At 64.3% G+C, this 26,872-nt stretch carries 27 protein-coding genes; 10 read left to right on the plus strand and 17 right to left on the minus strand.

What is annotated here, in order from left to right; all coding sequences use genetic code 11:
• Nucleotides 1-33 precede the first annotated feature (33 nt).
• The 8 genes from A4R29_RS07050 to A4R29_RS07085 all read right to left on the minus strand — a co-directional run bounded on the left by A4R29_RS07050 (nucleotide 34) and on the right by A4R29_RS07085 (nucleotide 9,129).
• On the minus strand, nucleotides 34-1,182 hold the full coding sequence (locus tag A4R29_RS07050; protein ID WP_244506922.1) for a substrate-binding protein: 1,149 nt from the start codon (nucleotides 1,180-1,182) through the stop codon (nucleotides 34-36).
• Between the two features lie 103 nt (nucleotides 1,183-1,285).
• Nucleotides 1,286-1,987 (minus strand): ABC transporter ATP-binding protein, encoded by a 702-nt coding sequence (locus A4R29_RS07055; RefSeq protein WP_063171570.1) that lies wholly within the window; start codon nucleotides 1,985-1,987, stop codon nucleotides 1,286-1,288.
• Nucleotides 1,988-1,989: 2 nt separating this feature from the next.
• Nucleotides 1,990-2,694 (minus strand): ATP-binding cassette domain-containing protein, encoded by a 705-nt coding sequence (locus tag A4R29_RS07060; protein WP_013532995.1) that lies wholly within the window; start codon nucleotides 2,692-2,694, stop codon nucleotides 1,990-1,992.
• A complete protein-coding gene (locus tag A4R29_RS07065) occupies nucleotides 2,691-3,677 on the minus strand; it encodes a branched-chain amino acid ABC transporter permease (protein ID WP_024502520.1) in 987 nt (328 codons plus the stop codon). Before A4R29_RS07065 ends, A4R29_RS07060 begins: the two co-directional genes overlap by 4 nt.
• The gene (gene urtB, locus A4R29_RS07070; protein WP_013532993.1) at nucleotides 3,674-4,531 is read right to left on the minus strand and encodes an urea ABC transporter permease subunit UrtB; all 858 of its coding nucleotides are present in this window, start codon (nucleotides 4,529-4,531) and stop codon (nucleotides 3,674-3,676) included. Before urtB ends, A4R29_RS07065 begins: the two co-directional genes overlap by 4 nt.
• 4 nt (nucleotides 4,532-4,535) lie before the next feature.
• Nucleotides 4,536-5,657, minus strand: coding sequence for a class II histone deacetylase (locus A4R29_RS07075; protein ID WP_013532992.1), 1,122 nt, complete (start codon nucleotides 5,655-5,657; stop codon nucleotides 4,536-4,538).
• Nucleotides 5,658-5,740: 83 nt separating this feature from the next.
• Nucleotides 5,741-8,467, minus strand: coding sequence for a winged helix-turn-helix domain-containing protein (locus tag A4R29_RS07080; protein ID WP_063171571.1), 2,727 nt, complete (start codon nucleotides 8,465-8,467; stop codon nucleotides 5,741-5,743).
• Entirely contained in the window at nucleotides 8,464-9,129 is a 666-nt protein-coding gene (locus A4R29_RS07085; RefSeq protein WP_244506923.1) for a GNAT family N-acetyltransferase, read from the minus strand. Before A4R29_RS07085 ends, A4R29_RS07080 begins: the two co-directional genes overlap by 4 nt.
• A 203-nt stretch (nucleotides 9,130-9,332) precedes the next feature.
• On the opposite strand from A4R29_RS07085, the gene A4R29_RS07090 reads away from it, so the two are divergent.
• The 4 genes from A4R29_RS07090 to A4R29_RS07105 are packed head-to-tail and all read left to right on the plus strand — an operon-like array spanning nucleotide 9,333 to nucleotide 13,679.
• On the plus strand, nucleotides 9,333-10,628 hold the full coding sequence (locus A4R29_RS07090; protein WP_063173608.1) for an ArgE/DapE family deacylase: 1,296 nt from the start codon (nucleotides 9,333-9,335) through the stop codon (nucleotides 10,626-10,628).
• Nucleotides 10,625-11,683 carry a phosphotransferase gene (locus tag A4R29_RS07095; protein WP_063171572.1) on the plus strand — a complete coding sequence of 353 codons (1,059 nt, stop codon included), beginning with the start codon at nucleotides 10,625-10,627 and terminating at the stop codon, nucleotides 11,681-11,683. The genes A4R29_RS07090 and A4R29_RS07095 overlap by 4 nt, the downstream gene beginning before the upstream one ends.
• A gap of 6 nt (nucleotides 11,684-11,689) precedes the next feature.
• Nucleotides 11,690-12,994, plus strand: coding sequence for an aspartate aminotransferase family protein (locus A4R29_RS07100; RefSeq protein ID WP_063171573.1), 1,305 nt, complete (start codon nucleotides 11,690-11,692; stop codon nucleotides 12,992-12,994).
• Nucleotides 12,995-13,010: 16 nt separating this feature from the next.
• Entirely contained in the window at nucleotides 13,011-13,679 is a 669-nt protein-coding gene (locus A4R29_RS07105; protein WP_024502527.1) for a GntR family transcriptional regulator, read from the plus strand.
• On the opposite strand, the gene A4R29_RS07110 is transcribed toward A4R29_RS07105, so the two are convergent.
• Genes A4R29_RS07110 through A4R29_RS07130 form a run of 5 tightly spaced genes read right to left on the minus strand, consistent with a single transcriptional unit; the run spans nucleotide 13,676 to nucleotide 18,405 of the window.
• Nucleotides 13,676-14,980: an NAD(P)/FAD-dependent oxidoreductase gene (locus tag A4R29_RS07110; RefSeq protein ID WP_063171574.1), complete on the minus strand. Its 1,305-nt coding sequence runs from the start codon at nucleotides 14,978-14,980 to the stop codon at nucleotides 13,676-13,678. The two genes, A4R29_RS07105 and A4R29_RS07110, sit on opposite strands and share 4 nt — an antisense overlap.
• Nucleotides 14,977-15,960 (minus strand): branched-chain amino acid ABC transporter permease, encoded by a 984-nt coding sequence (locus A4R29_RS07115; RefSeq protein ID WP_063173609.1) that lies wholly within the window; start codon nucleotides 15,958-15,960, stop codon nucleotides 14,977-14,979. Before A4R29_RS07115 ends, A4R29_RS07110 begins: the two co-directional genes overlap by 4 nt.
• A complete protein-coding gene (locus tag A4R29_RS07120) occupies nucleotides 15,957-16,865 on the minus strand; it encodes a branched-chain amino acid ABC transporter permease (protein WP_013532983.1) in 909 nt (302 codons plus the stop codon). Before A4R29_RS07120 ends, A4R29_RS07115 begins: the two co-directional genes overlap by 4 nt.
• The gene (locus A4R29_RS07125) at nucleotides 16,862-17,611 is read right to left on the minus strand and encodes a branched-chain amino acid ABC transporter ATP-binding protein (RefSeq protein ID WP_063171575.1); all 750 of its coding nucleotides are present in this window, start codon (nucleotides 17,609-17,611) and stop codon (nucleotides 16,862-16,864) included. Before A4R29_RS07125 ends, A4R29_RS07120 begins: the two co-directional genes overlap by 4 nt.
• The gene (locus A4R29_RS07130) at nucleotides 17,608-18,405 is read right to left on the minus strand and encodes an ABC transporter ATP-binding protein (protein WP_013532981.1); all 798 of its coding nucleotides are present in this window, start codon (nucleotides 18,403-18,405) and stop codon (nucleotides 17,608-17,610) included. Before A4R29_RS07130 ends, A4R29_RS07125 begins: the two co-directional genes overlap by 4 nt.
• 126 nt (nucleotides 18,406-18,531) lie before the next feature.
• Between A4R29_RS07130 and A4R29_RS07135 the strand changes: the two genes are divergently transcribed.
• From A4R29_RS07135 to A4R29_RS07160, 6 genes are read left to right on the plus strand one after another with little or no spacing between them, the layout of a single operon-like run.
• Nucleotides 18,532-19,266, plus strand: a complete 735-nt coding sequence (locus A4R29_RS07135; RefSeq protein WP_024502532.1) for a GntR family transcriptional regulator — start codon at nucleotides 18,532-18,534, stop codon at nucleotides 19,264-19,266.
• Nucleotides 19,263-19,745, plus strand: coding sequence for a DUF3830 family protein (locus A4R29_RS07140; RefSeq protein WP_063171576.1), 483 nt, complete (start codon nucleotides 19,263-19,265; stop codon nucleotides 19,743-19,745). The genes A4R29_RS07135 and A4R29_RS07140 overlap by 4 nt, the downstream gene beginning before the upstream one ends.
• Nucleotide 19,746: 1 nt before the next feature.
• Nucleotides 19,747-20,100: a TIGR04076 family protein gene (locus tag A4R29_RS07145; protein WP_063171577.1), complete on the plus strand. Its 354-nt coding sequence runs from the start codon at nucleotides 19,747-19,749 to the stop codon at nucleotides 20,098-20,100.
• Nucleotides 20,097-21,152: an aldo/keto reductase gene (locus A4R29_RS07150; RefSeq protein ID WP_063171578.1), complete on the plus strand. Its 1,056-nt coding sequence runs from the start codon at nucleotides 20,097-20,099 to the stop codon at nucleotides 21,150-21,152. Before A4R29_RS07145 ends, A4R29_RS07150 begins: the two co-directional genes overlap by 4 nt.
• Entirely contained in the window at nucleotides 21,149-21,577 is a 429-nt protein-coding gene (locus tag A4R29_RS07155; protein ID WP_063171579.1) for a DUF4440 domain-containing protein, read from the plus strand. The genes A4R29_RS07150 and A4R29_RS07155 overlap by 4 nt, the downstream gene beginning before the upstream one ends.
• A gap of 48 nt (nucleotides 21,578-21,625) precedes the next feature.
• Nucleotides 21,626-22,885, plus strand: coding sequence for an ABC transporter substrate-binding protein (locus A4R29_RS07160; protein WP_013532975.1), 1,260 nt, complete (start codon nucleotides 21,626-21,628; stop codon nucleotides 22,883-22,885).
• 91 nt (nucleotides 22,886-22,976) lie between these two features.
• Here A4R29_RS07160 and A4R29_RS07165 read toward each other — a convergent pair whose 3' ends face one another.
• The 4 genes from A4R29_RS07165 to A4R29_RS07180 form a co-directional block, all read right to left on the minus strand.
• Nucleotides 22,977-23,777 carry an ABC transporter permease gene (locus A4R29_RS07165; RefSeq protein WP_063171580.1) on the minus strand — a complete coding sequence of 267 codons (801 nt, stop codon included), beginning with the start codon at nucleotides 23,775-23,777 and terminating at the stop codon, nucleotides 22,977-22,979.
• A complete protein-coding gene (locus A4R29_RS07170) occupies nucleotides 23,774-24,646 on the minus strand; it encodes an ABC transporter permease (protein WP_063171581.1) in 873 nt (290 codons plus the stop codon). Before A4R29_RS07170 ends, A4R29_RS07165 begins: the two co-directional genes overlap by 4 nt.
• Entirely contained in the window at nucleotides 24,643-25,746 is a 1,104-nt protein-coding gene (locus A4R29_RS07175; RefSeq protein WP_027163891.1) for an ABC transporter ATP-binding protein, read from the minus strand. Before A4R29_RS07175 ends, A4R29_RS07170 begins: the two co-directional genes overlap by 4 nt.
• Before the next feature lie 76 nt (nucleotides 25,747-25,822).
• Nucleotides 25,823-26,848 carry an ABC transporter substrate-binding protein gene (locus tag A4R29_RS07180; RefSeq protein WP_063171582.1) on the minus strand — a complete coding sequence of 342 codons (1,026 nt, stop codon included), beginning with the start codon at nucleotides 26,846-26,848 and terminating at the stop codon, nucleotides 25,823-25,825.
• Between the last annotated feature and the right edge of the window lie 24 nt (nucleotides 26,849-26,872).

Consider the following 26,872-nt stretch of genomic DNA (forward strand, 5'->3'; position numbering starts at 1 on the left):
CGTCAGGATTGCCTGGAGCCGTTGCCGGAGCTCCTACAGCTTGCAGTAAGGGGTGACCGGCGCGATCGTCCCGAAATCCTTGGCGATCTCATAGCTGATGCCGTCTGCGGCCGCCTTGCCGACATAGGAATGGCAGAGCGTGTGGTTGTTGCTGGCATCGACCCGGATCTTGCCTTGCGGCGCGTCGAACTCGATCGTCGGCAGCGCCTTGAGCACATCATCGTCCTTCAGCGATCCGGCCTTCTCGGCGGCCAGGGCGTAGAGATGCAGGCCGTTGTAGCCGGCTTCGCCGATGCCGTTGACCATCTTCTCCTTGCCGAACTTCTCGCGGAAGCTCGCGATGAACTGCTTGTTGACCGGATTGTCGAGCGCCATCCAGTAAGGCTGCGGTGCGTAGGTGCCGGCCGCAACGCCGGGCGGCAGCGCGTCCTTGTTGAAGACCTCGTCGAGCGGTGCGATCAGCGGCTGCTTGATATCGAAGCTGCGATACTGCTTGAGCTGGGTGACGGCGTCGTTGCCGACCACCATCGACCACACGACGTCGGGCTTCAGCGACTTGATCTTCTGGAATGCAGGGCCGAAATCCGTTGTGCCGAACGGATAATAGTCGGCGCCGATGATCTTGCCGCCGGCCTTCTCATAGGCTGCCGTGATCGCCTCGGTCATCTTCTGCGGCCAGGCATAGTCGGAGGCCATGACGTAGATGGTCTTGCCGAGGTTCTCGGCCACCCACGGCATCATCGGGTCGACCTGCTGCATCGGGATCGGGCCGGTGGCGACGAAGTAGCGGTTGCATTCGCCGCCCTCGAAATTGGTTGGGTAGAAGAACAGCTTCTTGGCCTTCGAGGTCACCGACAGCGTAGCACTTCGCTCCGGCGAAATGATCGTGCCCATGACCACGTCGACCTTGTCTTCGTTGATGAGCTTGCGCGCCTTGTCGATGGAACCCTTGGTCGTGGTCTGGTTGTCCTCGATGAACAACTCGACCTGGCGCCCGCCAATGCCATTGGCGGCGTTCAGTTCGGCGGCGGCGAGCTTGTAGCAATTGAGCAGCGTCTCGCCGAGGATCGCCTGCAGCCCGGTGATCGGGATCGACAGGCCGACCTTGACGGTGTCGGCGGCGCGCAGGACCGACGGCGCACCGACCATGGCGAAAGCGGCCGCGGCGCCGCCGGATTTCAAGACAGTTCTTCTGCTTATCATTGTTGTGTTCCCTTCCAGTCCCAGGCGCGCCCCATGCACGCCTTACAAGTCAACAAGCTCCCAGGCGCGCTTCAGGCGCGCCTTATAGGGCCAACAGATCCTTCAGCAGGGTCTCGTCGGCGAACGCCTCCGGCGCGCCTTCATGGACGATCCTGCCCTTCTCCATCACCAGGCAGCGGTCCGATGCCTTGAGAACGAGATCGAGATTCTGCTCGACCAGCACGATCGCGATGCTGCGTTCGCGCGCGATGCGCGGCACCAGCTCGGCGATCGACTGCACGATGTTCGGCTGTATGCCTTCCGAAGGCTCGTCGAGCAGCAGCACCGACGGCAAGCCGCACAGCGCGCGGCCGATCGCCAGCATCTGCTGCTGGCCGCCTGAAAGCGTGCCTGCGATCTGTGCTTCGCGTTCGCGCAGGATTGGAAAATAGCCGAAGATGTCGGCCGGAATGCCGCCGTCGCCACGGTCCTTGGCAGCGCGGGTGCCGACCTCCAGGTTTTGCCGCACCGTCAGCTGGTTGAAGATCCCGCGCCCCTGCGGCACATGCGCAATGCCTGCCCGCGCGCGGCGGAAGGCCGGCGCGTTCGTGAGGTCCTTGTCACCGAGAACCACCGCGCCACCGCTCGCTCGCAAGCCGCCGGCGATGACGCGCAGCAGCGTCGTCTTGCCGGCGCCGTTACGGCCGAGCAGGCCGACGACTTCGCCCGGCGCGACACTGAGGTCGATGCCGTTCAGCACCGGGAGCGGGCCGTAGCCGGCCGACACCGCCATTGTCCGCAGCATGATCAGCGCCTCCCCAGATAGACATCGCGGACCATTTCGTCGGTCTCGATGTCATGGAAAGGACCGCTGCGGAGGCGGCGTCCCTGATGCAGCACCAGCGTCTCGCAGTTCAGCGCCCGTACGAAGCGGATATCGTGTTCGACGGCGACGATCGAGAACTCGCCCTTTAGGCGCAGCAGCATATCGGCCGTCGCCAGCGTCTCCTGCGGCGTCATGCCGGCGGTGGGTTCGTCGAGCAAAAGCAACCGCGGCTCGATTGCCAGCGCCATGCCGATCTCCAGCCATTGCTTCTGGCCATGCGCGAGTTCGCCGGCCGGTGTGGCAGCGCGATTGCTCAGCGCGACCAATTCCAGCAATTCGCCAACCGGGCGCACAGGCGAGGGCGCCCCCCAGCGGGCGACCTTCACATTGTCTTCCACCGAGAGGCTCGGGAAGACGGACGGGATCTGGAACTTGCGCGCGATGCCGAGCCGGGCGATGCGATGCAGCGGCAGGCCGGCTATGTCGTGGCCGAGGAAGCGCACGCTGCCGCTGGTCGGGCGCAGCGTACCGGTCAACACATTGAGGAAGGTGCTTTTGCCGGCGCCGTTCGGGCCGATGATGCAGCAGAGTTCCTTGTCGCGTACAGTGAGGTTCAGGGCCTCCAGCGCCTGCAGCCCGCCAAAGCGGATGCCGACATTTTCGGCCTGGAGCAGGATGTCGCTCATTGTGCGCGCCTCCCGCCTTTGAACAGGGCTTTCAGTCGCGCGTAGATCGACAGGATGCCGTCCGGCAGGACGAAGACGATGATGACGAAGACACAGCCGAGCAATAGCGGCCACAGGCTCGGGTTGAAACTGCTGATCGTCTGCTGCGCACGCTGGATGAAGATGGCGCCGAGCACCGGCCCCAGCAGCGTGCCGCGCCCGCCGACCGCCACCCAGACGATGACTTCCGTCGACAGAAGCAGTCCGGACAGATCCGGTGCCACCAACCCCGCCATGCAGACATAGAGCGCGCCGGCAAGGCCGGCGATCGCCGCCGACAGGACGAAGGTGACGAGCAGCCGCAACGGCGCATTGTGGCCGAGCGCTGCTGCCCGGACTTCATTGTCCTGTATGGCGGTCAGCACCGTACCCCAGCGGCCACGGCTGATCGACCACAGCGCCAGCACGGTCACCGCGACGATGGCCGAGACGAAGATGTAGCTGGGCAGGTCCTGGCTGAGATCGACGTGCAGCCCGCCGACATCGAAGGCAATCGGCGGAATGCCGATCAGCCCGCTGTCGCCGCCGGTGACCGAGCTCCAGGAGACCGCCGCCTGCTGGCAGATGACGCCCATGGCCAGCGTGACGATGGTGAAATAGCTGCCACGGATGCCGCCGAAAAACAGGAAGTAGCCGATGATGGCGGAGACCAAGGCCGCACCGGCCACCGCACCGATGATGCCAAGCAGGCTGGCGAAGGAGATCGCATCGTTGAGCGTGATCAGCGCCATGATGTAGCCGCCGATGCCGAAAAACGCAGCGTGGCCGAAACACAGGATTCCAGTGCGGCCCCAGAAGAAGTCGAGGCTCGCGGCGAACAGGCCGAAGATCAGCGCGTCGCGGATCACGGTCAGCTGATACCCGCCGACAAAGAACGGATAAATGATCGCGAGCGCCACGCAGGCGGCGAAGATCAGCAGCCAGTTGCGGTCGCGGGCGATCATCGCGACGCTCCGTTGAACAGGCCGTTGGGCCGAAGCCGGACAGCGACGATGGCCGCCAGCAGCACGACCGCCTGCGCCAGCGACGGCGAGATCTGATAATTGAGGATGCTGGTCAGCCCGCCGACGAAGACGCTGCCAGCGACGAGGCCGCCGATCGAGCCGACGCCGCCGACAATGACGACGAAGAAGGCGTTGGCGAGATAGTTCACCCCCATCTGCGGCAGCACGATCGCCAGCGGCGCGACCAGTCCGCCGGCGAGCCCGGCGATGGCCGCGCCGAAGGTGAAGGCGATGGCGTAGGTGCGCCGCGTGTTGATGCCGACGCCCTCGGCCATTTCGCGGTTCTGGATGACGGTGCGGATGTCGAGACCGAAGGACGTGCGGCTGATCAGCAGGATGACGCCGAGCAAGGTCAGCATGGCGATGCCGATCAGGATCAGCCGATAGGCCGGGTAGACGGTGAAGAAGAGGTCGAGCGTGCCCTCGATAGGCGGCGTCACCGGCTTGGCGCCGAGACCGAAGATCAGTTCCAGCCCTTGCTGCAGGATCAGGCTGACGCCCCAGGTGGCAAGCACAGTTGAGACCGGCCTGGAATAGAGATGGCGGATGATGGCGAATTCGAGGATGCAGCCGATCACCGCGCCGGCGATGGGGGCAGCCGCCAGCCCTAGCCAGAACGAGCCACCCATGCTCTGGACGAAATAGACCGCGAAGGCGCCGACGGTGACGAACTCGCCATGTGCCAAATTGGTCACGTTCATCAGGCCGAAGCTAATCGCCAGCCCGAGCCCGACCAGCATCAGGATACTGATCAGCGTCAGCGCATTGAGCAGCGTGGTGATGACAAAATCCATCGCGTCAGGCCGCACTGGCGAGACGTTGGCGCAGGCCGGCGAGCAGGCCTTCGGCGGCATCGATCACCGCGGCCTGATGAAGCTGCAGGTCTTGCCCGGCCCATTCGTCGATATGGTCCGACAAAGGGTCGACCACTTCGGTACGGTGATTGGCTAGCGTCTCGATGACGGCATGGCCGCAGAACGGCACATAGCCCTCGGAGTAGCCGCCTTCATGGGTCATCATCAGGCGCCCTTGCGAGGTCTCGGCGGCCAGCGCAACCATGCGCGCGGCAAGACGCCTGAAGCATTCGCTGTTGAGCATCATGCGGCCGAGTGGATCGAAGCCGGACGCATCGAAGCCGGAGGCGACGATGACGAGGTCCGGTCTGTAGGCGCGCAGTGCCGGCGCGACAACGCGGTCGAAAGTCGCTTCATAAGCACCGGTTCCGCTGCCGGCCGGCAGCGGGATGTTGATGTTAAAGCCCTCGCCGGCATCTTTCCCGTTGTCGGCCAGCGCACCGCGCCCGGTCGGATAGAGATTGTCCTGGTGCACGGAAATGGTCAGAACCGACGGGTCGGAATAGAACACCGTCTCGGTGCCGTTGCCGTGATGCACATCCCAGTCGACTATCGCCGCGCGCCCGAGCAAGCCTTCATGCTGCAGCCGGCGGACAGCGACGCCAATGTTGGAGAACAGGCAGTTGCCCATCGCCTGGTCGGGCTCGGCATGGTGTCCCGGCGGCCGCGCCAGCGCATAGGCATTGTCGACCCGGCCCGTCAGCACGGCGCGCATCGCGGCATAGGTGGTGCCGGCCGACAGCAGCGCGATGTCAAAACTGTTGAGGCCGATCGGCGCCTGCGGCCCGGCGAAACCGGAGCCGCGTTCGCTGAGCATGCGAATATCGTCGACATGGCGTTGCGTGTGCACGCGCAACAGGTCGTCGACCGAGACCGGCTCGGGGATGATCGGCACCAGATGCCGCGACAGGCCGCTGACCTGGATGAGGTTGTTCAGCCGGCGCTTGGAGCCAGGGGATTCTAGATGCCGGCCGGGTTCCACGAAACGGCCGGGCGGCATCATGTCGGCGCTGGAGCCGGTGTCATGCCACATCAGCTGTTCGTGAAAAACGTAGCCTGTCGCCATCCGCAGCGTCCTCTGAAAACCAGGTGACGCTAGCAGGCTAACGATCAGATGGCCCGACCCGAAAGTGGGGTCGTGCCTCTTATCTATGCCCCTCCTTTCGGAGGGGTATGGGCGCCTGCAGATCCTTGCGCAGCGCGCACCGCCTGCACCCGGTTGGTCACCGCGAGCTTGCCGAAAATGTTCTTCAGATGCCATTTCACCGTGGTCTCGCTCACCGACAACGCCAAGGCGATATCGCGGTTGGACATGCCCTCGGTGAGATAGCGCAGCAGTTCGGCCTCGCGCTGGGTGAGCTGTTCCTTCTCGGCGGCTGGTGCGGCCAGCTTGCGCGTCGCGACAGGCATCGCCTGCGCGGCATCGATGATGCGCGACGCATAGGCTGACAGTGCGGGATCGGTCTTCGCCTGGGCCGCGCGCAGCCGCATCAACCCTTCGACAACAGGCCTTCCCTCGTCGACGAAAGAGCGGATGAAGCCGGAGGGTTGGGCGAGACGCAACGCATTGAGGAGATTGCGGTCTGCCTCGCGTTGGTCGTGGGCAGCGCTGGCCGCTTTGGCGCGCAGGATCAGCGCCAATATATGGCGGCGCATGCGCCCGCTGTCTTTCGTGCGCTCGAGCAGCGCGTCGAAAACCCCCGCGGCAGCGGCATAGGATTTCTCGGCCGTCAGCAGGCGGCCCTCGGCAAAGAATTCGAACTCGTTGGCGGTGGTGATGACCACCGAAGCCTCGGTCCCTTCGCCCCGATGCTCGGCCAGCAGCGCACGCGCCTCGGCAATACGGTTCTGGTCGAGCAGCACACGTATGCGGTCATGCACGATCATCGATGCCAGGCGGCGATACACCGAGCCATGTACGCGTTGATAGACGCGCTCAAGCATATCCAGTGCCGCTTCGGTGCGACCGGTCAGCTGCAGCACGCGGGCATAGGTCGGCACGCTGGCCAGAGGATAGACAATGACTGCCGCGCCTTCGATCTGCGGTCCGAGATTCTCGACCAGGGTCAGCGCTTCGCCCGACGCATTGGTCTCATAGGCAAGTTCCGCAAGCAGCGTGCCGGCCAGGGCCTCGGCATAGGAGTTTGCACCGATCCGCGCCCGAGCCTCGATGATCGCGTTGCGCAGCAGCCGCTCGGCGGCGGGCAAGCGGCCCGCCGAACGCTCGATCACGGCCATGTAGCAATTGGCAATGGTGACGCCGAGCAGGCTGCCGCTTCGCTCATGCGCCCGGCGTGCCGCATCGATGGCGGCGCGTGCGCCGTCGAGGTCACCCAGCGCATAGAGGTTGTAGCCGATGACATTGGCGGTAGCGCCCTCCATGAACCAGGCATCGGGCGCGATGACGCGCAGGGCCGCAAGGGCTGTGTCGCGCGCCTGATCGAACTGCTCCAGCGTGCTGTGAACGGCGGCGGCGAGAACCACGAGCTCGGCCTCGATCGTTGTGCCGGTCATCGTGCCTGGGTCGTTGCTGTCGGTCGGTCCGGCTTCGACCAGCTTGCGCGCATTGCTCAGCGTCTGTTGGGCAATCTCCGGCTGGCTGCTGTGCACCGCCAACCACAGCACGACCAGCTGCAGCCGAATGCGCTGGTCGATCAGCTTCCTCGGCAGCAGTGCCAGCAGCTGGCGCACGTAGAGAAGCTGGCACTGGGCGATGAGGTCGAGCGCATTGTTCTCCACGAACACCGCCGCGCGGGCCTGGTCGCCGGCGGCCAGCGCGTGCCCGATCGCCTCTGTCAGCATCTTGCGCTCGCCGAACCATTCGGCGGCCGCCAGATGCAGCGGCGCGATCATCTCCGGTTCGCGCCGTTCCATTTCGCGGCTGAGGAAATCGCGGAACAGGTGATGGTAGCGGAACCAGCGCCGCTCTTCGTCGAGCGGCACCAGGAACAGGTTGCGCGTCTCGATCTCGGTGATCGCCGCTTCGGCGTCGGCCGCGCGCATCACCGCCCGGCAGGCCTCGGCGCTGAAGCGTTCGAAGATCGAGCTGTAGAGCAGGAATTTTGCGATCGCCGGCGGCAGTTCCAGGAACACTTCGCCCATCAGGAAGTCGGCGACGTTTCGGTTGGCGCCGGTAAAATTGCCGATGACGGTTTCCGGTGCATGCGCGGCACTCAGTGACAAAGAGGCCAGTTGCAGGCCGGCGGCCCATCCTTCGGTGCGCGAGCACAAGGTCTCCACCGTGCCGCTGCTGACGCTCAGGCCCAACTTGTCGTTGAAGAAAGCTTCGGCCTCGGACGAGGCGAAACGCAGATCGTCGGGGCCGATTTCGAAAACGTCGCCAAGCACCCGGAGCTTGCCGAGCTGCAGGTCGGGCAGGCTGCGTGAGCCGATGACGAAAGCAACATTTTCCGGCGCCTGCCGGGTCAGGCGCTCCATGAACCGCTTCACCGCCGGCGCCTCGACGGCGTGGTAATCGTCGAAGAACAGGGTGATGTCGGCCTCGCGCGCCGCCAGACCCGCCACAAGTGCCGCGAGCACGACATCGAGCTGCGGGATGGGGCTCGACTGGAAGGCAAGGTCGAGTTCCGCCGGGCTCTGGACCAGATGGCGCAGCGCGCCCACCAGATGCGATAGGAAGGCGCCCTCATCATTGTCCGTCGCCTCGCAGGACAGCCATGCCGTCAGCCTGCCGTGGCGTGCGATTTCCGCAGCCCATTGCGCCATCGTCGTCGATTTGCCGAAGCCGGCGGGCGCGGCGAACAGCACGATGCGGGTGTCGATATGACGCTCCAGCGTCGACAGAATGGTCTCGCGGCGCACCCATCGGCGATGGTGCGGCGACGCTTGGCTGACGGATTGCGGAGCTGTTCTCATCTAGGTCCGCACAGCCTGTAGCTTCTCTGGGGGGGAGAGTCGCCGCAGCCGCTCCACTCCGCTTCGATCAGCGGAATTTGCGGTGCGGCATCGCGCGGCAAGGTTCCCTTGATACGGGGATCGTCGACGATCTCAAATCCGGTAGCGAAGGGCACGAACCCGCAGGCGCTGTAGAATCCGATGACGCTGTGATGATCGAAGCTGCTTGTATGCAGCCAGATGCGGCTCGGGTTGAGACGCCATGCGAGCTCCAGTGCCCCGGCCATCAGCCGTTTGCCGAAACCGCGGCCGGTCAGGGACGGGAACAGGCCGAAATAGGTGATCTCGATCTGGTTACTGTCGGCGACGAAAAACTCGACCATGCCGAGATGCGCGCCGGTTTCGTCATGGCCGTAGTAGAGATGCTGGCGCGGGTCGGAGAAATGCTCGGTGATTTCGGCATCGGACATTTCGGAAACGCGGTCCCACAGCCAGGGTGCGCCGATCTCGAGAAAGATCGCCCGGTAGGAAACGCAGTCGGGCGTCGTGATCCGTGTCATGGCCAAGGGGTGCGCGAGATCCGGCTGCGGCGTACGCGCTTCCATCCAGGTCACCGCATTGGCAAGCTTGCCTGCCGGCAGGCGATGGTAGCCAATGGCGAGATCGGTGATTTCGGCGGGCATCGTGTCTTCTGTGATCAACGCATTCCTCGTCATGTCTTCCAGAGATAGCAGTATCGGCTTGCTGCATCCGATGCCAACTCCCCCAAGACCATGGCAGCATCGAACGGCAAGTCCTGGACTGAAAGTTTGGCGCGCATGCCTCTTGCATTTCACAGGAATGGCATATGAGATATGATACACCATCCAGATGAAAGTGAAATATGATGCCTGAGCGGATTGCGGATGAGGCCATTCTGAGCGCAGTCGATGATGGCTTCGCCCGACAGGTCGCGTTTCTGCAAGACCTCGTGCGCTTTCCCTCCCAACGTAGCGAGGAACACCCCGCGCAGTCGTTTATGGCCGCCGCCTACGAGGCGGATGGCTACGCGGTCGACATGTGGCGCGTCGATGTCGATGAGATTCGCGACCTGCCGGGTTTTTCACCCGTGGCGGTCTCTTACGACGATGCCTTCAACGTCGTTGCTACCCACACGCCGCGAAACGCGACCGGCCGCTCGCTGATCCTCAACGGCCATATCGATGTCGTTCCGACCGGACCGCTCGACCGCTGGGTGCGCGATCCCTACGACCCGGTGATCGAGGACGGCTGGATGCATGGCCGCGGCGCCGGCGACATGAAGGCCGGCCTGTCCGCCTGCCTCTATGCACTGAGCGCCTTGCGTAGCCTTGGCTATCAGCCGGCCGCGAACGTGTATCTCCAGTCGGTGGTCGAGGAGGAATGCACCGGCAATGGCGCGCTTGCATGCCTGCAGCGCGGCTATCGCGCCGACGCCGCCTTCATTCCCGAACCGCTGGAGCCGCGGCTGATGCGGGCGCAGGTCGGGCCGATCTGGTTCAGGGTCGAGGTCGACGGCGATCCGCAGCATGCGTCGGGTGCATTTTCGGCCGGCGCCAATGCCATCGAAAAGGCCTTCGTCATCATTCAGGCGCTGAAGCAGCTCGAAATCGTCTGGAACGCGCGCAAGGTCGATGACAGGCATTTCCATGATCACCCGCATCCGATCCGCTTCAACCTCGGCAAGATCGAAGGCGGCGAGTGGACATCGAGCGTTCCGGCGCGCTGTGTCTTCGAGATGCGCGTCGCCACCTATCCCGGCCAGAGGCTCGAAGACGCCAGGGCCGAGCTCGAGGCCTGCATTGCCGATGCGGCGCGCGCCGATCCGTTCCTGGCCAACCGACCACCCAAGATGACCTACAATGGCTTCATGGCCGAGGGCTATGTGCTGGAGGGCGCCGACGAGATGGAAGCGGTGCTACGCCGCAGCCATACCGCCGTCTGGGGCGAGCCGCTGACGGAACACGTCACCTCGGCGACCACCGATGCACGTTTCTTCGGCCTCTATGCCGACACGCCGGCGATCGTCTACGGCCCGATCTGCCGCATGCCGCATGGCTATGACGAGGCCGTCGATCTCGACTCGGTGCGCAAGGTCACCCAGACGATCGCGCTGTTCATCGCCGACTGGTGTGGCCTCGAACCTATCGAGGCTAAGCCATGAATGCGGCGGTGCCCGATGCGTTCGGCGAAACACTCGCCGAGGACGCACCGGATGTCTCCACGGCCGGCGCCCTCGCCATCCTGCGCCGGCACTACGGGCTGAACGGCACCGCGCGTCCGCTGCCTGGCGAACGCGACCACAATTTCCATGTTCAGACCGACGGCGAGGGCGAGTTCGTCCTGAAGATCTCCCATCCGGCGGAAGAAGCTGGCTTCACCGATTTCCAGAACAAGGCGCTCGACCACATCCTTGCGGTCGACCCCACCTTGCCGGTTCCCTCGGTGCGCAAAAGCCTCGAGGATGAAGCGCAGTTCGCGGTCAGCGTCGCTGGATCGGCGCCGCGCATCATCCGGCTGGTGACCTATCTGTCCGGTCAGTTGCTGTCGCGCTCGCCGACTTCCGAGGCGCAGGATCGCAATCTGGGCATCTTCCTCGCCCGCCTCAGCCGGGCGCTGCGCGGCTTCTTCCATCCGGCCGCCGGCAACGACCTGCTCTGGGACATCCGCAAGGTCGCCAAGACACGGCCGATGATGGCGCACATCACTGATCCGAGTCGGCGGGCGATGGTCGAGCGCGCGATCGACTCCTTCGAGGAGCATGCTGCGCCGGTCATCCCGAGCCTGCGCGCGCAGATCGTCCACAACGACATGAATTCCTACAATGTGGTGATGGATGCTTCGCGGCCGGAGGTCGTGAGCGGCATTCTCGATTTCGGCGACATGATCCATTCGCCGCTGATCTGCGACCTCGCCATCGGCGCCGTCTACCGCTGGCCGGCGGAAGGCCATCCGCTGGCACCGGCGGCGCGCTTTGTCGCAGGTTATCAGTCGCTCCAACCACTGGAGGAGGAAGAGATTGGCATTCTCTTCGATCTGATCCGTGCCCGACTTGCGCTCATCGTCAACATCGCCAGCTGGCAGGCCGAGCGTTTCCCGGCCAAACGCGACTACGTGCTGCGCCTCGCCACCGAAGTCTGGGCTTCACTCGAACGGTTGAACGGCCTGTCGTCCACCGATGCCCGCCGCTATTTTCTCGACCATTCCAATCCGGAGTAGATTCCCGTGTCCCAGTCCTCGCCATACCCCGCAAATGCCGACGCGGCTGCATCGGAGCGCGCGCTGCTCGAACGCCGCGCCAGGCTGCTTGGGCCGACCTACCGCGCCTTCTACCGCAACCCGATCCATCTGGTGCGCGGCAGCGGTGTGTGGCTCTACGACGCCCAGGGCCGCAAGTTCCTCGACGCCTACAACAACGTCGCCTCGGTCGGGCATTGCCATCCGCGCGTCGTCGAGGCGCTTTCGAGGCAGGCCGCAACGCTCAACACCCACACACGCTATCTCAGCGAGATCATCCTCGATTACGCGGAAAAGCTTCTCGGCACCGTTCCGGTCCATCTCGGCCACGCGATGTTCACCTGCACCGGCAGCGAGGCGAACGACCTTGCCATCCGCATTGCCCAGCATTCCAGCGGCGGCACCGGGGTGATCATCACCGATTTCGCCTATCACGGCGCCACCATAGCGACGGCGCAACTGTCGCCGGCGGCGGTCGGGGCAAAGGGGGTGCCAGCGCACCACCGCACGGTGGCAGCGCCGGACACGTTCCGCGACCATGGCCGGGCCGCGCATGATTTCGCCGGAAATGTCGCCGCTGCCATAGAGGACATGCGAGCAAAAGGCATCAAGCCGGCGGCGCTGCTTCTCGACTCGGCCTTTTCCAGCGACGGCATTTTCTTTCCCGATGCGAAGGTGATGCGCGAGGCAGCCGATCACGTCAAAAAGGCCGGCGGCATCGTCATCGCCGATGAGGTCCAGTCCGGCTTCGGCCGGCTTGGCCAGGGCATGTGGGGCTTCGCAAACTATGGCATCGAGCCTGACATCGTCACGATGGGCAAGCCGATCGGCGATGGGCACCCGATGGGCGCCGTGCTCGTGCGGCCGCAGCTTGTCGCCTCCTTCGGTTCGAACACCGGCTACTTCAACACCTTCGGCGGCAATCCGGTCGCGGCCGCTGTCGGCCTCGCCGTTCTCGATGTCATCGAAGGCGAGGGGCTGATCGAGAATGCGCGCAATGTCGGCGCCTATACGAGTGAACTGCTGCGCGCCCTGCAGGGCCGGCACGGCGCGGTCGCTGATGTCAGGCACAACGGCCTCTATTTCGGCGTCGAGCTGACGGCGGACGGCGACGAGGCTGTGGCCGCCACCAAGACATCGGCGGTCGTCGAAGCCATGCGCGAGGACGGCGTGCTGATCTCGTCCTGCGGTCCGCGCGGCAATGTGCTGAAGATCAGGCCGCCACTGCCCTTTGCCAGGGACAATGCCGAGCAACTGGCCGAGACGCTCGATCGCGCTCTGTCGAACTGGTGATCGGAGCGGCCCGCGTATGCTGAAGCTTGAACATCAGACCCTGAATGACCGCGCCTATGGCGCGCTCAAGCAGGAGTTGATTTCCGGCGGCTTCAGCCCGGGCCAGGCGCTGGTCATCCGCAAGCTCGCCGAGACGTTCGGCATCTCGACGACACCGATCCGCGAGGCGCTGCAGAGGCTTGTCGCCGAGCGGCTGCTCGAGATGCAGAACAACCGCTCGGTCATCGTGCCGTTGCTGTCCGCGCCTGCCTTCGAGGAGCTGACGCGCATCCGCATCGCCGTCGAGGGACTGGCGGGCGAGATGGCGGCGACCAGGATGAGCGAAAGCGGGCTGGCTGACATCCAGGCGACGCTCGCCGGCATGCAGCGTGCCATTGAGGCCGGCGACGCCAGGGCCTATCTCTCATTGAACGAGGCGTTCCACTTCGCCATCTACCAGCATGCCGGCGCGCCGATCCTTTTGAACATGATCCGCGACCTCTGGGGGCGGGTCGGGCCTTATCTCAAGCTGCTGATGCAGGCCGATCGCTACATCCCGCAGTCCAACGACGCGCATCGCAAGATCGTCGCCGCACTGGAGCAGCGCAGCGGTCCCACTGTGCGGATTTTCATAGAAGAGGACATCGCCGTGGCGGCCGCTGTGCTGTCTGCAAACCTTGACGCTGCCAGGGAGCCGTCGGCCTAGCTCGTCCCGTCCAGCCGGTCGCGCAGCATGCTCCAGCCGAGCAGCATGTTGGGCGCGTGCCGCAGCACGGCGTGGAACGGTATTGGCGCCGGCGGCGCGAAGGGCAGCGGCAGGTCGCGGGCGTCGGTGCCGGCGGCCCAGTCGGCCAGAACCTTGCCCATCGCCGTCGTCATGGCGATGCCGCGCCCGTTGCAGGCGCGACCGGCGATCAGTCCCGGACCGAGGTCGATCAGGTGCGGCAGGAAATCCGGTTCGACCGCTGCCATTCCCGACCAGCTGTAGGCAAGCGGCGGCAGGTCGGGCAGACCGAGATGCCGGCCGAGCCTTCGCCAGATCGTCTGCGGTACGCGCGTATCCGCACCGGCGCCAAGGATATGCATGCCGCCGCTGATCAGCCGGTTTTCGGCGTCGAAGCGGAAGGTGAACAGATTGCGTCTGGTGTCACCGACACCTTGCCCGCCGGGAAGCAATCGGTTGCGCACTTCACGAGGCAGCGGCGCTGTCGCGATCTGGAAGACTTTCAGCGGGAAGTAGGTTCGCTGCAACGACGGATTGAGGGACCAGCCATAGGCGTTGGTGGCGATCAGCACCTTGCCCGCGCGTACCGAGCCAGAGGGCATTTTCAGCATCCAGCCATCGGCTATGCGATCAACCGAGGTGACGCGCGTCTGCTCGAAGATCTTTGCGCCGGCCTTCTCCGCCGCATCGGCCAATCCGCGCGCATAGGCGACCGGATTGAGCACGCCGCCGGAACGGTCCATCCAGCCGCCGACATAGCCTGGCACGCCTGTCAGGGCTTCGACTTCCTGCCGATCCAATGTGACTGCCGGCCGGCCACGCTGTGCCCACTGCCCGGCACGTGACTTGACCTTTTCAAAGGCGGCAGGCGAATGCGCCGGCTGGATCCATCCGTTCTGCACGGCGTCGCAGTCGATGCCGTGCTGCCGGATCAGGCGGAAAACCAGGTCGGCGCTGCCGGCGGCGAAATCGATCAGCCTTTCGCCACGCGATGGTCCGAGATGGGCCAGTATGTCGGCCGGGTCCATCTTGGCGAAGTTCGGCACGACGAAGCCAGCATTCCTGCCGGTTGCGCCCCAGGCGATGAATTCGGCTTCGAGAACGGCGACGGAAAGGCCTTTGCCGGCGGCGTGCAGCGCGGTTGAAAGGCCCGAAAAGCCGCCGCCGACAATGGCCAGGTCGACATCGAGCTTACCCTGCAGCGCCGGCCGTTCGCGGCGGTCGCGGCTGACGGCAAGCCAGAGTGAAGCGCCATGCGCTTCCTGCCGAACCGCGGCATTCATGACGGGGAAACGCTTTTGGCCGTAGTCACCTTCGTCCGCTTGCCGAGCCAAGGCCGCCGTGGCCTGTCGCCGAACAGCCCGTTCGGCCGGACCAGCAGGATAACGCAGAGCATGACGCCGATGGCGGCGATCTGCAGCGCGGCGGCACGAGCCTGCTGTTCCGGCGGGAACAGGATGCTGGTCAGCGTGCCCGACCCAGCCCATATCGCCCAGACCAGGATGCTGCCGATGACGGCGCCGAGATTGCTGCCCGAGCCGCCCACGATCAGCATCACCCAGACCTGGAAGGTCAGGATCGGCAAATAATTGTCCGGCGCGATGAAGCCGGTGAAATGCGCCTGCAGTGCACCGGCCAGCGCCATGATGGCGCCGCCCACGGCAAAGGCCTGGACTCGGTAGAAACGCGCGCTCTTGCCAAGCGAGATCGCCGCCCGCTCATCCTCGCGTAGCGCCTTCAGCACGCGGCCCCACGGGCTGCGCGACAGATGTTCCAAAGCGAAATAGGCGACCAGAGTCACCGCCGCGACCACGGCAAGGTTCGACAGGTTGAACAGCAGCGGCGTCTCGGCAAGGCTGCCGAAGGGGCGCGGGATGAAGCCGATGCCGAACGGGCCGCCGGTCAGTTTCTGCGCGTTGAGCGCGACCAGTTGCACGATGACGGCGACGCCGAAGGTGGTGATCGCCAGATAGTCGGACCTGAGCCGCAGCGTCGCCATGCCAGTTAACGCCGCGGCAATGCCGCCGACGACCATGGCGCCCGCCCAGCCGACAACGATCGGCAGGCCAAGGCCACCCAGCCGCGCGGCGTCGTCGGGAGTGGTCAGCAATGCCGAGGTGTAGGCGCCGATGGCGACGAAGCCGGCAAGGCCGACATTGAACAGGCCGGTCAGGCCCCACTGCAAATTGAGCCCCAGCGTGACCAGCGAAAAGATCAGCGCGGTGGTCAGGAAGAAGGCGCCGTAGCCGATCAGATCCATCAGCGTTCCCTCACACCAAACAGGCCGATCGGCCGCACGAACAGCACCGCCATCAGGATGATGAAGGAGACGGCGGCGCGCCATTCGGCGCCGATCAGCTGCACGGCACCGGCCTCGGCGAGCCCGATGATCAGGCCGCCGAGCACGGCGCCGGGGATGCTGCCGATGCCGCCGAGAATGGCGGCGGCAAACATCGGCAATAGCATGTCGAAGCCCATGAACGGGCGGATCTGCACCAGGATGCCGATCATCACGCCGGCCACGCAGGCCAGCGCCCCGCCGATGACCCAGGTGACGCGCACCACGCTGGCGACGTCGATGCCGACGATGCGGGCCAGTGCCGCGTTCTGGCTCAGGGCCTGCATCGAGCGGCCGGTCTGCGTGCGCGTCATCAACAGATGCACGGCGAGCACCAGCACCGCGGTCAGCAGCAAAAGCGCGATCTGGTCTGACGTGATGCGGATGCCGAAGCCGACCGGCATGGCGATCTGGATCGCCCGGCTGAAATAGGTCGGCCGCGAGGTGAAGGTGAATTCGAGCAGGCTTCTCAGCGCCATCGAGGCACCGAAGCTCGCCATCACCACGATGATCGCCTGGCCTTGCGAGCGCAGCCGCGAAAACAGCACCTTGTCGAGCAGCAGCGCCAGCAAAGCGGTGAACGCCATGCCGACGACCAGCGCGACAATCAGCGGCCAGCCGAAGGACAGCGGTGCGATCGGTGCCACCTTGCCGACTGTCGCGCCGATGGCGCTGACGACGGCCAGCGTCGCGTAGGTGCCCCAGGCCATGAAGTCGCCATGGGCAAAATTCGAGAAGCGCAGGATCGAATAGGTAAGCGTCACGCCGATGGCGCCCAGGCCGATCATCGAACCCGTCAGCAATCCGTCGACGACAAATTGCAGGCTCATGCCCCACCTCCTGTGCCGGACTTGCGGGGGCGCTGGCCGAGATAGAGTTCGGCGACTACCGGATCGTTCCACAGCTCGGAAGCAATGCCCTCGTGCCGGTCTTTGCCTTCGACCAGCACATAGGCGCGGTCGCCGATGGCGAGCGCTGCCTTGGCATTCTGTTCGACCAGCAGGATGGTGACGCCGGACTTGCGGATGTTTGCCAGCATCTCGAACACCATCGAGACGAATTTCGGCGACAGGCCGGCCGACGGCTCGTCTAGCACCAGCACCTTGGGGTGGACGATCAGCGCCCGCGCAACGGCGAGCATCTGCCGTTGTCCGCCCGAGAGGTTGCCGGCGGCGGTGCGGCGCTGGCGGACGAGATCGGGGAAGGCGGCATACATCTCCTCGATGCGCGCAGGAATTTCGCGCCGCTCAAGGATGCCGCAAGCAACTCTGAGATTGTCCTCGACCGACATCAGTGGGAAGATGTTTTCGGTCTGCGGCACGAAGGCCAGCCCGAGCCGCACCATGGTGTGGGCCGGCGCGGCAGTGATGTCCTTGCCGTCCAGAAACACTGTGCCGCCGGTGATCGGGACGAGGCCGGCGATGGCCTTGATGAAGCTAGACTTGCCGGCGCCGTTGGGGCCGAGCACCACGACGATCTCGCCCTTGGCGACGGTGATCGAGGCGCCGCGCACGATCGGCACGCCGGGCTCGTAGCCGGCTTCGAGGTCGCGGACATCGAGAACGATCTCGCTCATGCCGCGCCTCCGAGATAGGCCTCGATGACGCGCGGGTCGCGAGCGACCTCTTCGGCCGTGCCTTCACTGAGCAACTGGCCGCTCGCCATGACGAGGACGCGATGGCAGAGCCGCGTTACCATGTCGATATTATGCTCGATCAGCAGGAAGGTGATACCGCGCGCATTGATGTCGCGGATGCGGTCGATGATGACTTCGAGCAGCGTCGCGTTGACGCCGGCCGCCGGTTCGTCGAGCAAGATGATCGCCGGATCGGCCATCATCACGCGGGCGAGTTCGAGCAGCTTGCGCTGGCCGCCGGAAAGCACGCGCGCCGGCTCATGCGCGAGATGGGCGAGGGCGACCAGTTCCAGCAGTTCAAGCGCCTTTGTCCTGGCGGCCCTTTCCTGCGCGGCGACGCGCCATGGCGTGACGAAATTGGCAAGCAGCTTTTCGCCGGCCTGACCCTGTGCCGCCAGCATGATGTTTTCGATCAGCGTCAGGTTGGGCAGCGGGCGCGGTATCTGAAACGTGCGGCCGAGACCGCGTCCGATGCGCAGATGTGCTGCTTCGCCCGAGACGCGCGCGCCGTTGAGAAGGATTTCGCCGCTGGTCGGCAATATGCTGCCGGCAAGCAGGTCGAACATCGTCGTCTTGCCGGCGCCGTTGGGGCCGATGAGGCCGAGGATTTCGCCCGCTTTGACGTTAAACGAGACGTCGTTGACCGCGACAAGGCCGCCGAACCGCCTGACGACATTCCTTGCCGTCAGAACCGGCGCGCGGGTTTCCCCTTGCCGTTTGGTTGCCTCGCTCATCAAACCCTCTGGCCGAAGACGATCGCTGCCGCCTCCTGATTATGATTTGTGATCACACTTGCGTTGATCACGCTATTCGGCTTTAATTTCCTCCGCAAGCCGAAAACCGGCCACGAACGGAATTCCATGCAAAAGGCTGCCATCGAAAAGAACAACGAGGTGATCGCGGCCCAGCTTGCGCCGGTCGGCCGCGAGACCGTGCAGGACCGCGTGTATTCCGAGCTGCGCCGCGCCCTGATTGGCGGCCTGTTCGAACCGAGCCAGGTGCTGACCATCCGCGGCCTGGCTGACGCCTTGGTCACCTCGACCATGCCGGTGCGCGAGGCGCTCGGCCGGCTGATCACGGAAAAGGCGCTGGAGGCGCTGCCCAACCGTTCGGTGCGCGTGCCGCCGATCACGCTGGAACGCCTCGACGATCTCCTGCGGGCTCGCATCCTGATCGAGGGCGAGGCGATCGCGCTGGCCGCCGCCCGCATGGGTCCGCGCCAGATCGCCACCATCGAAACCATCCTCGCCGAATGGGACGAGATGCGGGCTTTGAAACACAAGAAGGACGTCGACCGCGAAGTGACGCTCAACCAGAGCTTTCATTTCGAGATCTACCGCTCCTGCGGTTCGGCCGTGCTGATCCCGATGATCGAGAGCCTATGGCTGCAATCGGGTCCCTGCATTCGTGTCGCCATCTACGCCTTCTCGGAAGCCGGCGAGGTCGACACCGCCCAATATCACCGCCGCATCGTCACGGCGCTGTCCACGCAGGATGCGCAGGCGGCGCGCGAGTCGCTGGTCGCCGACATCAGCCGACCCTTCACCTTCCTGCGCAGCAAGCTGCAGGCCGCCGCCGCGAAAGACCAGACATGACCGCCATCAGGATCACCGAGCCGCGCTCGCAGCTTTCCGTAACGGCATTGCTGCTGCCCGAGAAGGCGCCGGAAAACGCTGCCTTCCTCTTGGCCTATCTCGGCACGCCACGCGTTGTTCCGGGCATCCATGCGATGTGGACGGGGCCTGAGATTTCCTGTCCGGTTCCTTCAGCCGACCTCGAGGGCCAGGCCTATGCAAAACCGTTGCCGGCCGAGAACGCGACGCTGAACCCGCAGCCGGGCGATATCGTACTGTCCTACGTGCCGTCACGCATGTGGGGCGGCAATCCCAATGCGATCTTCGACATTGGCCTCTACTACGGGCAGGGCGCGCGGCTCTTGTTCCCGATAGGCTGGCTGGCCGGCAGTGTGGTGGCGCAGGTGCGCGTCGAAGAGCGTGACCGGTTCGCCGCCGCGTGCGGTGTCATCCGCCGCAACGGCGCCTGCGATATCACCTTCAGCCTGATGGAGGCCTGACATGGCCGACGACAGTTTCGAGCTGTTCGACCTTCGCGTCGAGGCGATCATCCCCAAGGACAAACCTATCTATTGCGGCGCCAAGGAAGGCGATTATTTCGAGCTCAAGGGCGAGATGCTGTCGATGCCGGCAGGGCAGGGTTTTTCGATCTATTCGATCGCCGCCGTGTTGCCGCTGCTGGCAGCCAAGCAGCGCCCAACCCACCCGAACGACTGGATGACCTCGGACGCCGAGATCGCTTGTCCCGATCCCAATTGCGGCAGCCGGCTGCGGATCGTCAGGGCCGCCAAGCGGCGCTTCAGCCACGCCGAGACGACGGCGGTGCCGCTGCCGAAAGAGGATGACCTTAGATGACCGCCAAGACCTTCGAACTCGGCCCCGGCTACACCATCTCGCGCGTCATTCGCGGCGGCTGGCAGCTGGCTGGCGGCCACGGCGCCATTGACCGCAGCCAGGCGGTGGCCGATCTGATCGCCACTTTCGATGCCGGCATCTGGACCTATGATTGCGCCGACATCTACACCGGCGTCGAGGAGCTGATCGGTGCCGCGCGCCTGCAGCTGGCCAGCGAGCGCGGCCTCGACGTCGCGGCCCGGATGAAGGTGCACACCAAGCTGGTGCCCGACCTCGAACGGCTGGCCAGTATCAGCCGCGACTACATCAGGGGCATCGTCGACCAGTCATTGCGGCGGCTGAAGACCGAGCGGCTCGATCTCGTGCAGTTCCATTGGTGGGACTATGAACAGCCGCGCTATGTCGATGCCATGGGCTGGCTCAACGAGCTTCGGTTGGAGGACAAGGTGCGCAATCTCGGCACCACCAATTTCGACACGCCAAGGCTCGCCGAGATACTCGCTGCCGGCATCCCACTGGTCAGCCAGCAACTGCAATATTCCGTGCTCGACCAGCGCCCGGGCAACAGCCTGGCCGCGCTCGCAAAACAGAACGGCGTCAGCTTCCTCTGCTATGGCTCAGTTGCCGGCGGCTTCCTCAGCAACAAATGGCTCGGTGCGGCCGAGCCCGCCACGCCGCTCGAAAACCGCTCGCTGGTCAAGTACAAGCTGATCATCGATGATTTTGGCGGCTGGGAGCTGTTCCAGCACCTGCTGCAGGCGCTGAAGGCCGTTGGCGACCGCCACGGCGTTGACGTCGCCACCATCGCCAGCGCCTGGGTGCTGGAGCAGCCGCAAGTGGCGGCGGTCATCGTCGGCGCCCGCAACCAGGCCCACGCCATTGCCAATGCGAAAATCATGGACGTTGCGCTCGACGCCGAGGACCGGGAGCGGATTGCGGCCGTCATCGCGCAAGGCACCGGCCTCGAAGGTGACGTCTACACGCTGGAACGCGACCGCCGCGGCCGCCACGGTTCGATCATGCATTACAACCTCAATGCGGGGAAGAAATGAGCGGCGAACCCTCCCTGTTTTCACGCGCCAGCGCCGAAATCATCGACCTGCACCGCTTCTTCGTCGACTGGTTCGTCGCCGCGCGAGCCAACACGGTGGACTTCGGCCGCTTCGAACGCGCCATGGGCAAGGACCTCAGCATGGTGGCGCCGGACGGGCAGATCCTCGATCGCGAAGCGGTCGTCGACCATGTCCGCGCAAGCCGTGCTTCCTGCGACGATGGTTTCGCCATTTCGATCGAGGACATCCGGCCCAGCTGGCAGGACGCGGATACCATCGTCGTCCTCTATGTCGAAGCGCAGCTGCGCGCAGGCAAGCACAGCCGCCGTCAATCGAGCGCCGTCTTCACGACCAGTTCATCGGCGCCCAACGGCGTCGAATGGCGACATCTGCATGAAACCTGGCTGCAGGTGCCGGAACGCTGAACAAGCTCCAGAGTTCAAATACAGTCGAGTAACGAAAGGGGAACAACAATGACAAAGACGATACTCCAACTCACCACAGCGCTCGCTCTCGTCACGATGGCGGGTGCTGCGCAAGCCGCCGATTGCAAGATCACCGTCGGCCTCGTCATGGAGCTGACCGGCCCGGCCGGCGAATACGGCCAGGCCGGCGCCAAGTCGGTCGAGATGGCCTTCCGCGACATCAACGGAGCCGGCGGGGTGCGCGGCTGCGATCTCGTCACCGACACGCGCGACAGCCAGAGCCAGGGCAACATCGCGGTCGACGCCGCCACTCAGCTTGTGCAGGTCAAGAAAGTGCCGGTCATCATCGGCGGCATCATCTCGTCGGTGTCGATCCCGATCCTGACCTCGGTGACCGCGCCAGCCAAGATCGTCCAGGTCTCGCCAGCGTCGTCCTCGCCGACGCTGACGGCGCTCGGCCGCGACGGCAAGACCAACGGCATCTTTTTCCGCACCATCACCTCGGATGCGCTGCAGGGTGTCGCCGCCGCCAAATATGCCATCGACAAGGGTTTCAAGAAGCTGTCGATCATCCACGTCAACAACGATTTCGGCGTCAACATGGTGGCCGAATTCTCGCGTGCCTACAAAGCGCTCGGCGGCACCATCGTCTCCGACACGCCTTACAATGAAAAGCAGTCGAGCTATGCCTCCGAAGTCACCGCGGCAATGGCCGGTGAACCGGACGGTCTCTACCTCGTCAGCACACCGGTCGACGGCGCCACGGTCGCCCGCACCTGGATCTCGCAGGGCGGCGTGCAGAAATTCCTGCTCAATGACGGCATGAACAGCCCGGACTTCATCGAATCCGTCGGCGCCGATTATCTGAAGGAAGCCTACGGCACGTCGTCCGGCACCAGCCCGACGGCCTCGACGGAGTATTTCACCAAGAACTATAAGGAATTCTCCGGCATCGAACCGACCAATCCGGCAGCCGACCGTTCCTATGACGCCGGCGCGATTGTTGGCCTCGCCATCGCCATTGCCGGCTCCGAGGACCCGGCCAAGATCAAGGACGCGATGTACAAGGCGGTCGATCCGGCCGGCACGCCGATCTTTGCTGGCAAGGAAGAGTTCGCCAAGGCGCTCGGCCTGATCAAGGACGGCAAGCCGATCCGCTACGAAGGCGTCATCGGCCCGGTCGCCTTCGATAAATATGGCGACATCACAGGCCCGTTCCGGCTGTGGAAGATCGTCGACGGCAAGGTAGCGACGGACGGTGAAATGACCACCGACGATGTCAACGCCTTGCAGGCCAAGCTTCAGTAAGCATCATTCCGTTTGGTCCGGCATCGATTATGTCAGCATCGATGCCGGACCAAGAATATGGCTGCCTCATTGCGGCGCTCTTGCCCGGCACTCACGTCCGTTCCGTCGCAACTTGCCTGGGGATGAGAAAGCGGGCGGCGAGCACGCAGAGCAGCACGGTGAACATCAGGATCAGCGCCACCAGCGCATTGATATCGGGTGAGAAGCCAAGCCGCATCATCGCCCACAGCCTGACCGGCAGCGTGCTTTGCGTGCCAGTGACCAGGATGGTGATCATGGTCTCGTCGAATGACAGGGCGAAGGCCAGGATGGCGCCGCCGACCATGGCGCTCGACAGGTTCGGCAGGATGATGCGCCAGAAGGTCTGCCAGCCCGTGGCACCGAGATCGTAGGACGCTTCAACCAGCGTGCGGCTCATCGACTGCAGCCGCATCAGTACCGTGCGGTAGACTATCGCCAACACGAAAACCGTATGGCCGATAACGACCGTCAGCAGCGAGCGTTCGAGGCCGATCTCGCGGAAGAAGATCAGCAGCGCCAGGCCGCTGATGATCGGCGGCATCAGGAACGGCAGGAAGATGATGAACTGCAGCAGCGAGCGTCCGGAACGGCGCCCATGATAATAGAGCGCCAGCAGCGTTCCGCTGACCACCGACAGGATGACGGTGCAGACGCCGACGATCAGCGTCGTGCGCAGAGCGGCCAATATGTCGTGGTTTTCAGCCAGCGCCACATAGGTCGCAAGCGTCGGCGACGACCAGTCGACGGAGCCATGCGAAATGGTGAAGAACGACGAAACGATCGGCACGAACAGCGGGCTGTAGAGCAGGACCGCAACCAGCGTCGTGATCGCGGCCAGAAAGATCGTGGACAGTCGGGGCAGGGCGCTCATACCGAAGTCCCCGGGTTGCGGCCAAAGCGTTCGCCGATGAGGATTGCGGCGATCACCACGACGGCCAGCGCCACCGACAGCGCCGCGCCGAACGGCCAGTTATAGGCCGTGCCGAACTGGCTGTAGAGGATGCGGCCGAAGGTGAAGCCGCTGATGCCGCCGACCATTTGCGGCGTCAGGAAATCGCCGATCGCCAGCACGAAGACGAAGCTCGCCGCCGAAGCGACGCCGGGCAGGCTGAGCGGCAAGGTGATGCGCAGGAAGGTCTGCAAGCCGCTCGCGCCGAGATCGTCGGATGCGCGCAGCAGCACCTGCGGAATCCGCTCCAGCGACAGGAAGATCGGCAGGATGGCGAAGGGGATCAAGAGCAGGGTCAGCGTCAAAAGGATGGCGTTCATATTGAACACGAAAAGCGTCGACGGTTCCTGCAGGATACCAAGCGCCACCAGCGCCTTGTTGAGGAAGCCGTTGAGGCCGAGGATGCTGCGGATCGCATAGATCTTGATGACGTAGCTCATCAGCAGTGGCACCAGCAGCAGCATCAGCAAGGCGTAGCGCCAGCGGCCTTTCAGCGTCGTCAGGAAATAGGCGGCGGGATAGGCAAGCAGGATGCAGATGATGGCCACCGACACGCACAGCACGATGGTGTTCCAGAACACCGGCAGAAAGACCGGATCGGTGAAGAACCTGACATAGTTGCCCAGCGACAAGCCGTAGACGATCGTGCCCTGGTCGACGCTGAAGAAGCTGTAGCCGAGGAAGATCGCCAGCGGCACCAGGACGAAGACCACCGGCAAGGCAAACGCCAGCACCGTCACCAGCAGTGACAGCCGTCTTTCCGCAGGCAGTGTCGATCCGGCTTCGCTCATGCCAGCACCAGATGGCCTTCATGCGGCGCAAAGGAAAGCGATACGGCCTCGCCGGATCTGAGCGCGCTGCCGTCGACGCGGCTCGGCACGCGCAGCCGCAAGCGTTGCGCGGCATTGTCGGCGCCGGCCGCGATGGTGGCGACGGTCGACGAGCCGGCAAAGGCCAGATCGGAGATCGTGCCGGAAAAACGGTTGTCGGTGTCCTTTGCATCCGCAAGGTGCAAGGCTTCTGGACGGAACGCGGCGTAAGCGCTGGCGCCTTCCGCTGCGGCTTTCAAATGCGGCTGGTCGCTGATCGAACAGATGAGGCGCCCGAGCGCCGTCTCGATCGATCGCAGCTCGCCCTGGACCGGTCCGAGTTTCCCGGCCACCAGATTGTTCTCGCCGAAGAAACGCGCGACGAATTCGCAATTCGGTCTGTAGTAAAGGTCGTGCGGCGTGCCGAGCTGGCGGATATGGCCGGCCTCCATGACGCAGATCCGGTCGGCCATGCCGATGGCTTCTTCCTGGTCATGGGTGACGAACAGGAAGGTGGTCCTGATTTCGCGCTGGATGGACTTTAGGAACACCTGCATCTGCCGGCGCAGTTCGAGGTCGAGTGCGGCGAGCGGCTCATCGAGCAGGATCAGGCGCGGCTGGCAGATCAGCGCACGGGCGAGTGCGACGCGCTGGCGCTGGCCGCCGGAGAGCTGCGCCGGAAAGCGGTCGGCGAAACGCCCGAGCTGGACCAGTTCCAGCGCCTCCGCGACTCGGCGCGCGATTTCCTTGCGCTGGACATGGCGAACCGAAAGCCCGTAACCGACATTGCCGGAAACGGTCAGGTGCGGGAACAGCGCATAGTCCTGAAACACGGTGTTGAACGGCCGCCGGTTGATCGGCATGCGGCTGATGTCTTGCCCATCCAGGCGTATCTCGCCCGACGTCAGGGGTTCCAGCCCGCCGATCAGCCGCAGCACCGTGGTCTTGCCGGAGCCGGATGGTCCAAGAACGGTGAGGAACTCACCGTCCTTGATCGACAGGTCGATGTCGTGCAGCACGGGGACCGTGCCGTAGGATTTCGAGACGGACCGCAGCGTCAAGAGGTCGGTGTTCTGGTTCATGAAATACTCTCGCATACGCTTCGGCGGTCCGGAACCTCCGGACCGCCGGGTCCTTCGAAGGCAGAGGGCACAAAGATCAGGGCGTTGCCTTGACCTCGTTCCACATGTCCGAACGCTTGAGCGGGTCCTCGACATTGTTGAGCCAGACCAGCTTGTCGTTGCCGCCGGCGCTGCCGGTTTCCGTCACCGTGTTGCCGAAGCCGGTGCGCTCGGAAAGCTCGCCGCCGACCCTCTTGCTCAGCATGAAATCGATCCATTTCTCGGCTGCCGCATTATCACGGACACCCTTGGAGATGACCCAGTTGTCGAGCCAGGCAAGCGCGCCCTCGCTCGGATTGACATAGGCGACATGGGCGCCGATCTTCTGCAGCGCCTTGACCTGCTGCTGGCCGTAATTGGCCCAGATCAGGGCCACATCATTGTTTTGGTAGATCTGCTGCGCCTCGTCGGCGGTGGTGTAGAAGCTGAGCACGTTGCGCTTGAGTTCGACCAGCTTGGCCTTGACTGCAGCCATCTGCTCTTCATTGAGGTTGAACGGATCCTTGTAGCCGAGCGTCAGTGCGGTGAACGAGAAATTGTGCTCGCCATTATCATACGCCAGCACCTTGCCCTTGTAGGCCGGGTCCCACAGAACCGACATCGAGGTCGGCGCCGGCTTGACCTTGTCGGTGTCGTAGATCAGGCCGATGGAGTCGAAGCAGAACGGAATGCCGTAGACCTTGCCGTCCTTGGTCACGCCGCTGACCGCCGTCAGGTCGCGGAAGCGCGGCAGCACGTCTTTCTGGTTGGCGAGCTTGGTGACGTCGATCGGCGACACCAGGTCAGCCTTGATGTAGCGCTGCAACTGGGCGGTGTTGACAGCAAAGACGTCGAAGTCCTGGCCCTCGCTGCCCTTGATCTTGGCCCAGATCTCGTCGTCGCTGCCGATGAAGACGACATCGACGCCGATGCCGGTCGCGGCGGTGAAGTCCTTGACCCAGTCGGCATCGGCGTAGCCGTCCCAGGCCAGTACCCGAAGGTTCGCGGCGAGCGCCGCCGATGTCATCAGGCCGATGCCGAGCCCGATTGTCGCTAGTCTTAGAAACGCTTTCTTCAGTCCCATTTTTAATCTCCCATTATCGTTCTG

This window comes from Mesorhizobium ciceri biovar biserrulae, from assembly GCF_001618845.1.
GTDB classification, from domain to species: domain Bacteria; phylum Pseudomonadota; class Alphaproteobacteria; order Rhizobiales; family Rhizobiaceae; genus Mesorhizobium; species Mesorhizobium ciceri.

Excerpts from the sequence above, each read along its gene's own strand:
- A4R29_RS07150 (WP_063171578.1), top strand. The coding sequence starts at position 20,097 with ATGACCGCCAAGACCTTCGAACTCGGCCCCGGCTACACCATCTCGCGC.
- A4R29_RS07180 (WP_063171582.1), bottom strand. The coding sequence starts at position 26,848 with ATGGGACTGAAGAAAGCGTTTCTAAGACTAGCGACAATCGGGCTCGGC.
- A4R29_RS07090 (WP_063173608.1), top strand. The coding sequence starts at position 9,333 with ATGCCTGAGCGGATTGCGGATGAGGCCATTCTGAGCGCAGTCGATGAT.
- urtB (WP_013532993.1), bottom strand. The coding sequence starts at position 4,531 with ATGGATTTTGTCATCACCACGCTGCTCAATGCGCTGACGCTGATCAGT.
- A4R29_RS07055 (WP_063171570.1), bottom strand. The coding sequence starts at position 1,987 with ATGCTGCGGACAATGGCGGTGTCGGCCGGCTACGGCCCGCTCCCGGTG.
- A4R29_RS07085 (WP_244506923.1), bottom strand. The coding sequence starts at position 9,129 with ATGCCCGCCGAAATCACCGATCTCGCCATTGGCTACCATCGCCTGCCG.
- A4R29_RS07065 (WP_024502520.1), bottom strand. The coding sequence starts at position 3,677 with ATGATCGCCCGCGACCGCAACTGGCTGCTGATCTTCGCCGCCTGCGTG.
- A4R29_RS07075 (WP_013532992.1), bottom strand. The coding sequence starts at position 5,657 with ATGGCGACAGGCTACGTTTTTCACGAACAGCTGATGTGGCATGACACC.
- A4R29_RS07095 (WP_063171572.1), top strand. The coding sequence starts at position 10,625 with ATGAATGCGGCGGTGCCCGATGCGTTCGGCGAAACACTCGCCGAGGAC.
- A4R29_RS07120 (WP_013532983.1), bottom strand. The coding sequence starts at position 16,865 with ATGAGCCTGCAATTTGTCGTCGACGGATTGCTGACGGGTTCGATGATC.
- A4R29_RS07060 (WP_013532995.1), bottom strand. The coding sequence starts at position 2,694 with ATGAGCGACATCCTGCTCCAGGCCGAAAATGTCGGCATCCGCTTTGGC.
- A4R29_RS07170 (WP_063171581.1), bottom strand. The coding sequence starts at position 24,646 with ATGAGCGAAGCCGGATCGACACTGCCTGCGGAAAGACGGCTGTCACTG.
- A4R29_RS07110 (WP_063171574.1), bottom strand. The coding sequence starts at position 14,980 with ATGAATGCCGCGGTTCGGCAGGAAGCGCATGGCGCTTCACTCTGGCTT.
- A4R29_RS07105 (WP_024502527.1), top strand. The coding sequence starts at position 13,011 with ATGCTGAAGCTTGAACATCAGACCCTGAATGACCGCGCCTATGGCGCG.
- A4R29_RS07160 (WP_013532975.1), top strand. The coding sequence starts at position 21,626 with ATGACAAAGACGATACTCCAACTCACCACAGCGCTCGCTCTCGTCACG.
- A4R29_RS07145 (WP_063171577.1), top strand. The coding sequence starts at position 19,747 with ATGGCCGACGACAGTTTCGAGCTGTTCGACCTTCGCGTCGAGGCGATC.
- A4R29_RS07140 (WP_063171576.1), top strand. The coding sequence starts at position 19,263 with ATGACCGCCATCAGGATCACCGAGCCGCGCTCGCAGCTTTCCGTAACG.
- A4R29_RS07130 (WP_013532981.1), bottom strand. The coding sequence starts at position 18,405 with ATGAGCGAGGCAACCAAACGGCAAGGGGAAACCCGCGCGCCGGTTCTG.
- A4R29_RS07165 (WP_063171580.1), bottom strand. The coding sequence starts at position 23,777 with ATGAGCGCCCTGCCCCGACTGTCCACGATCTTTCTGGCCGCGATCACG.
- A4R29_RS07175 (WP_027163891.1), bottom strand. The coding sequence starts at position 25,746 with ATGAACCAGAACACCGACCTCTTGACGCTGCGGTCCGTCTCGAAATCC.
- A4R29_RS07125 (WP_063171575.1), bottom strand. The coding sequence starts at position 17,611 with ATGAGCGAGATCGTTCTCGATGTCCGCGACCTCGAAGCCGGCTACGAG.
- A4R29_RS07080 (WP_063171571.1), bottom strand. The coding sequence starts at position 8,467 with ATGAGAACAGCTCCGCAATCCGTCAGCCAAGCGTCGCCGCACCATCGC.
- A4R29_RS07135 (WP_024502532.1), top strand. The coding sequence starts at position 18,532 with ATGCAAAAGGCTGCCATCGAAAAGAACAACGAGGTGATCGCGGCCCAG.
- A4R29_RS07155 (WP_063171579.1), top strand. The coding sequence starts at position 21,149 with ATGAGCGGCGAACCCTCCCTGTTTTCACGCGCCAGCGCCGAAATCATC.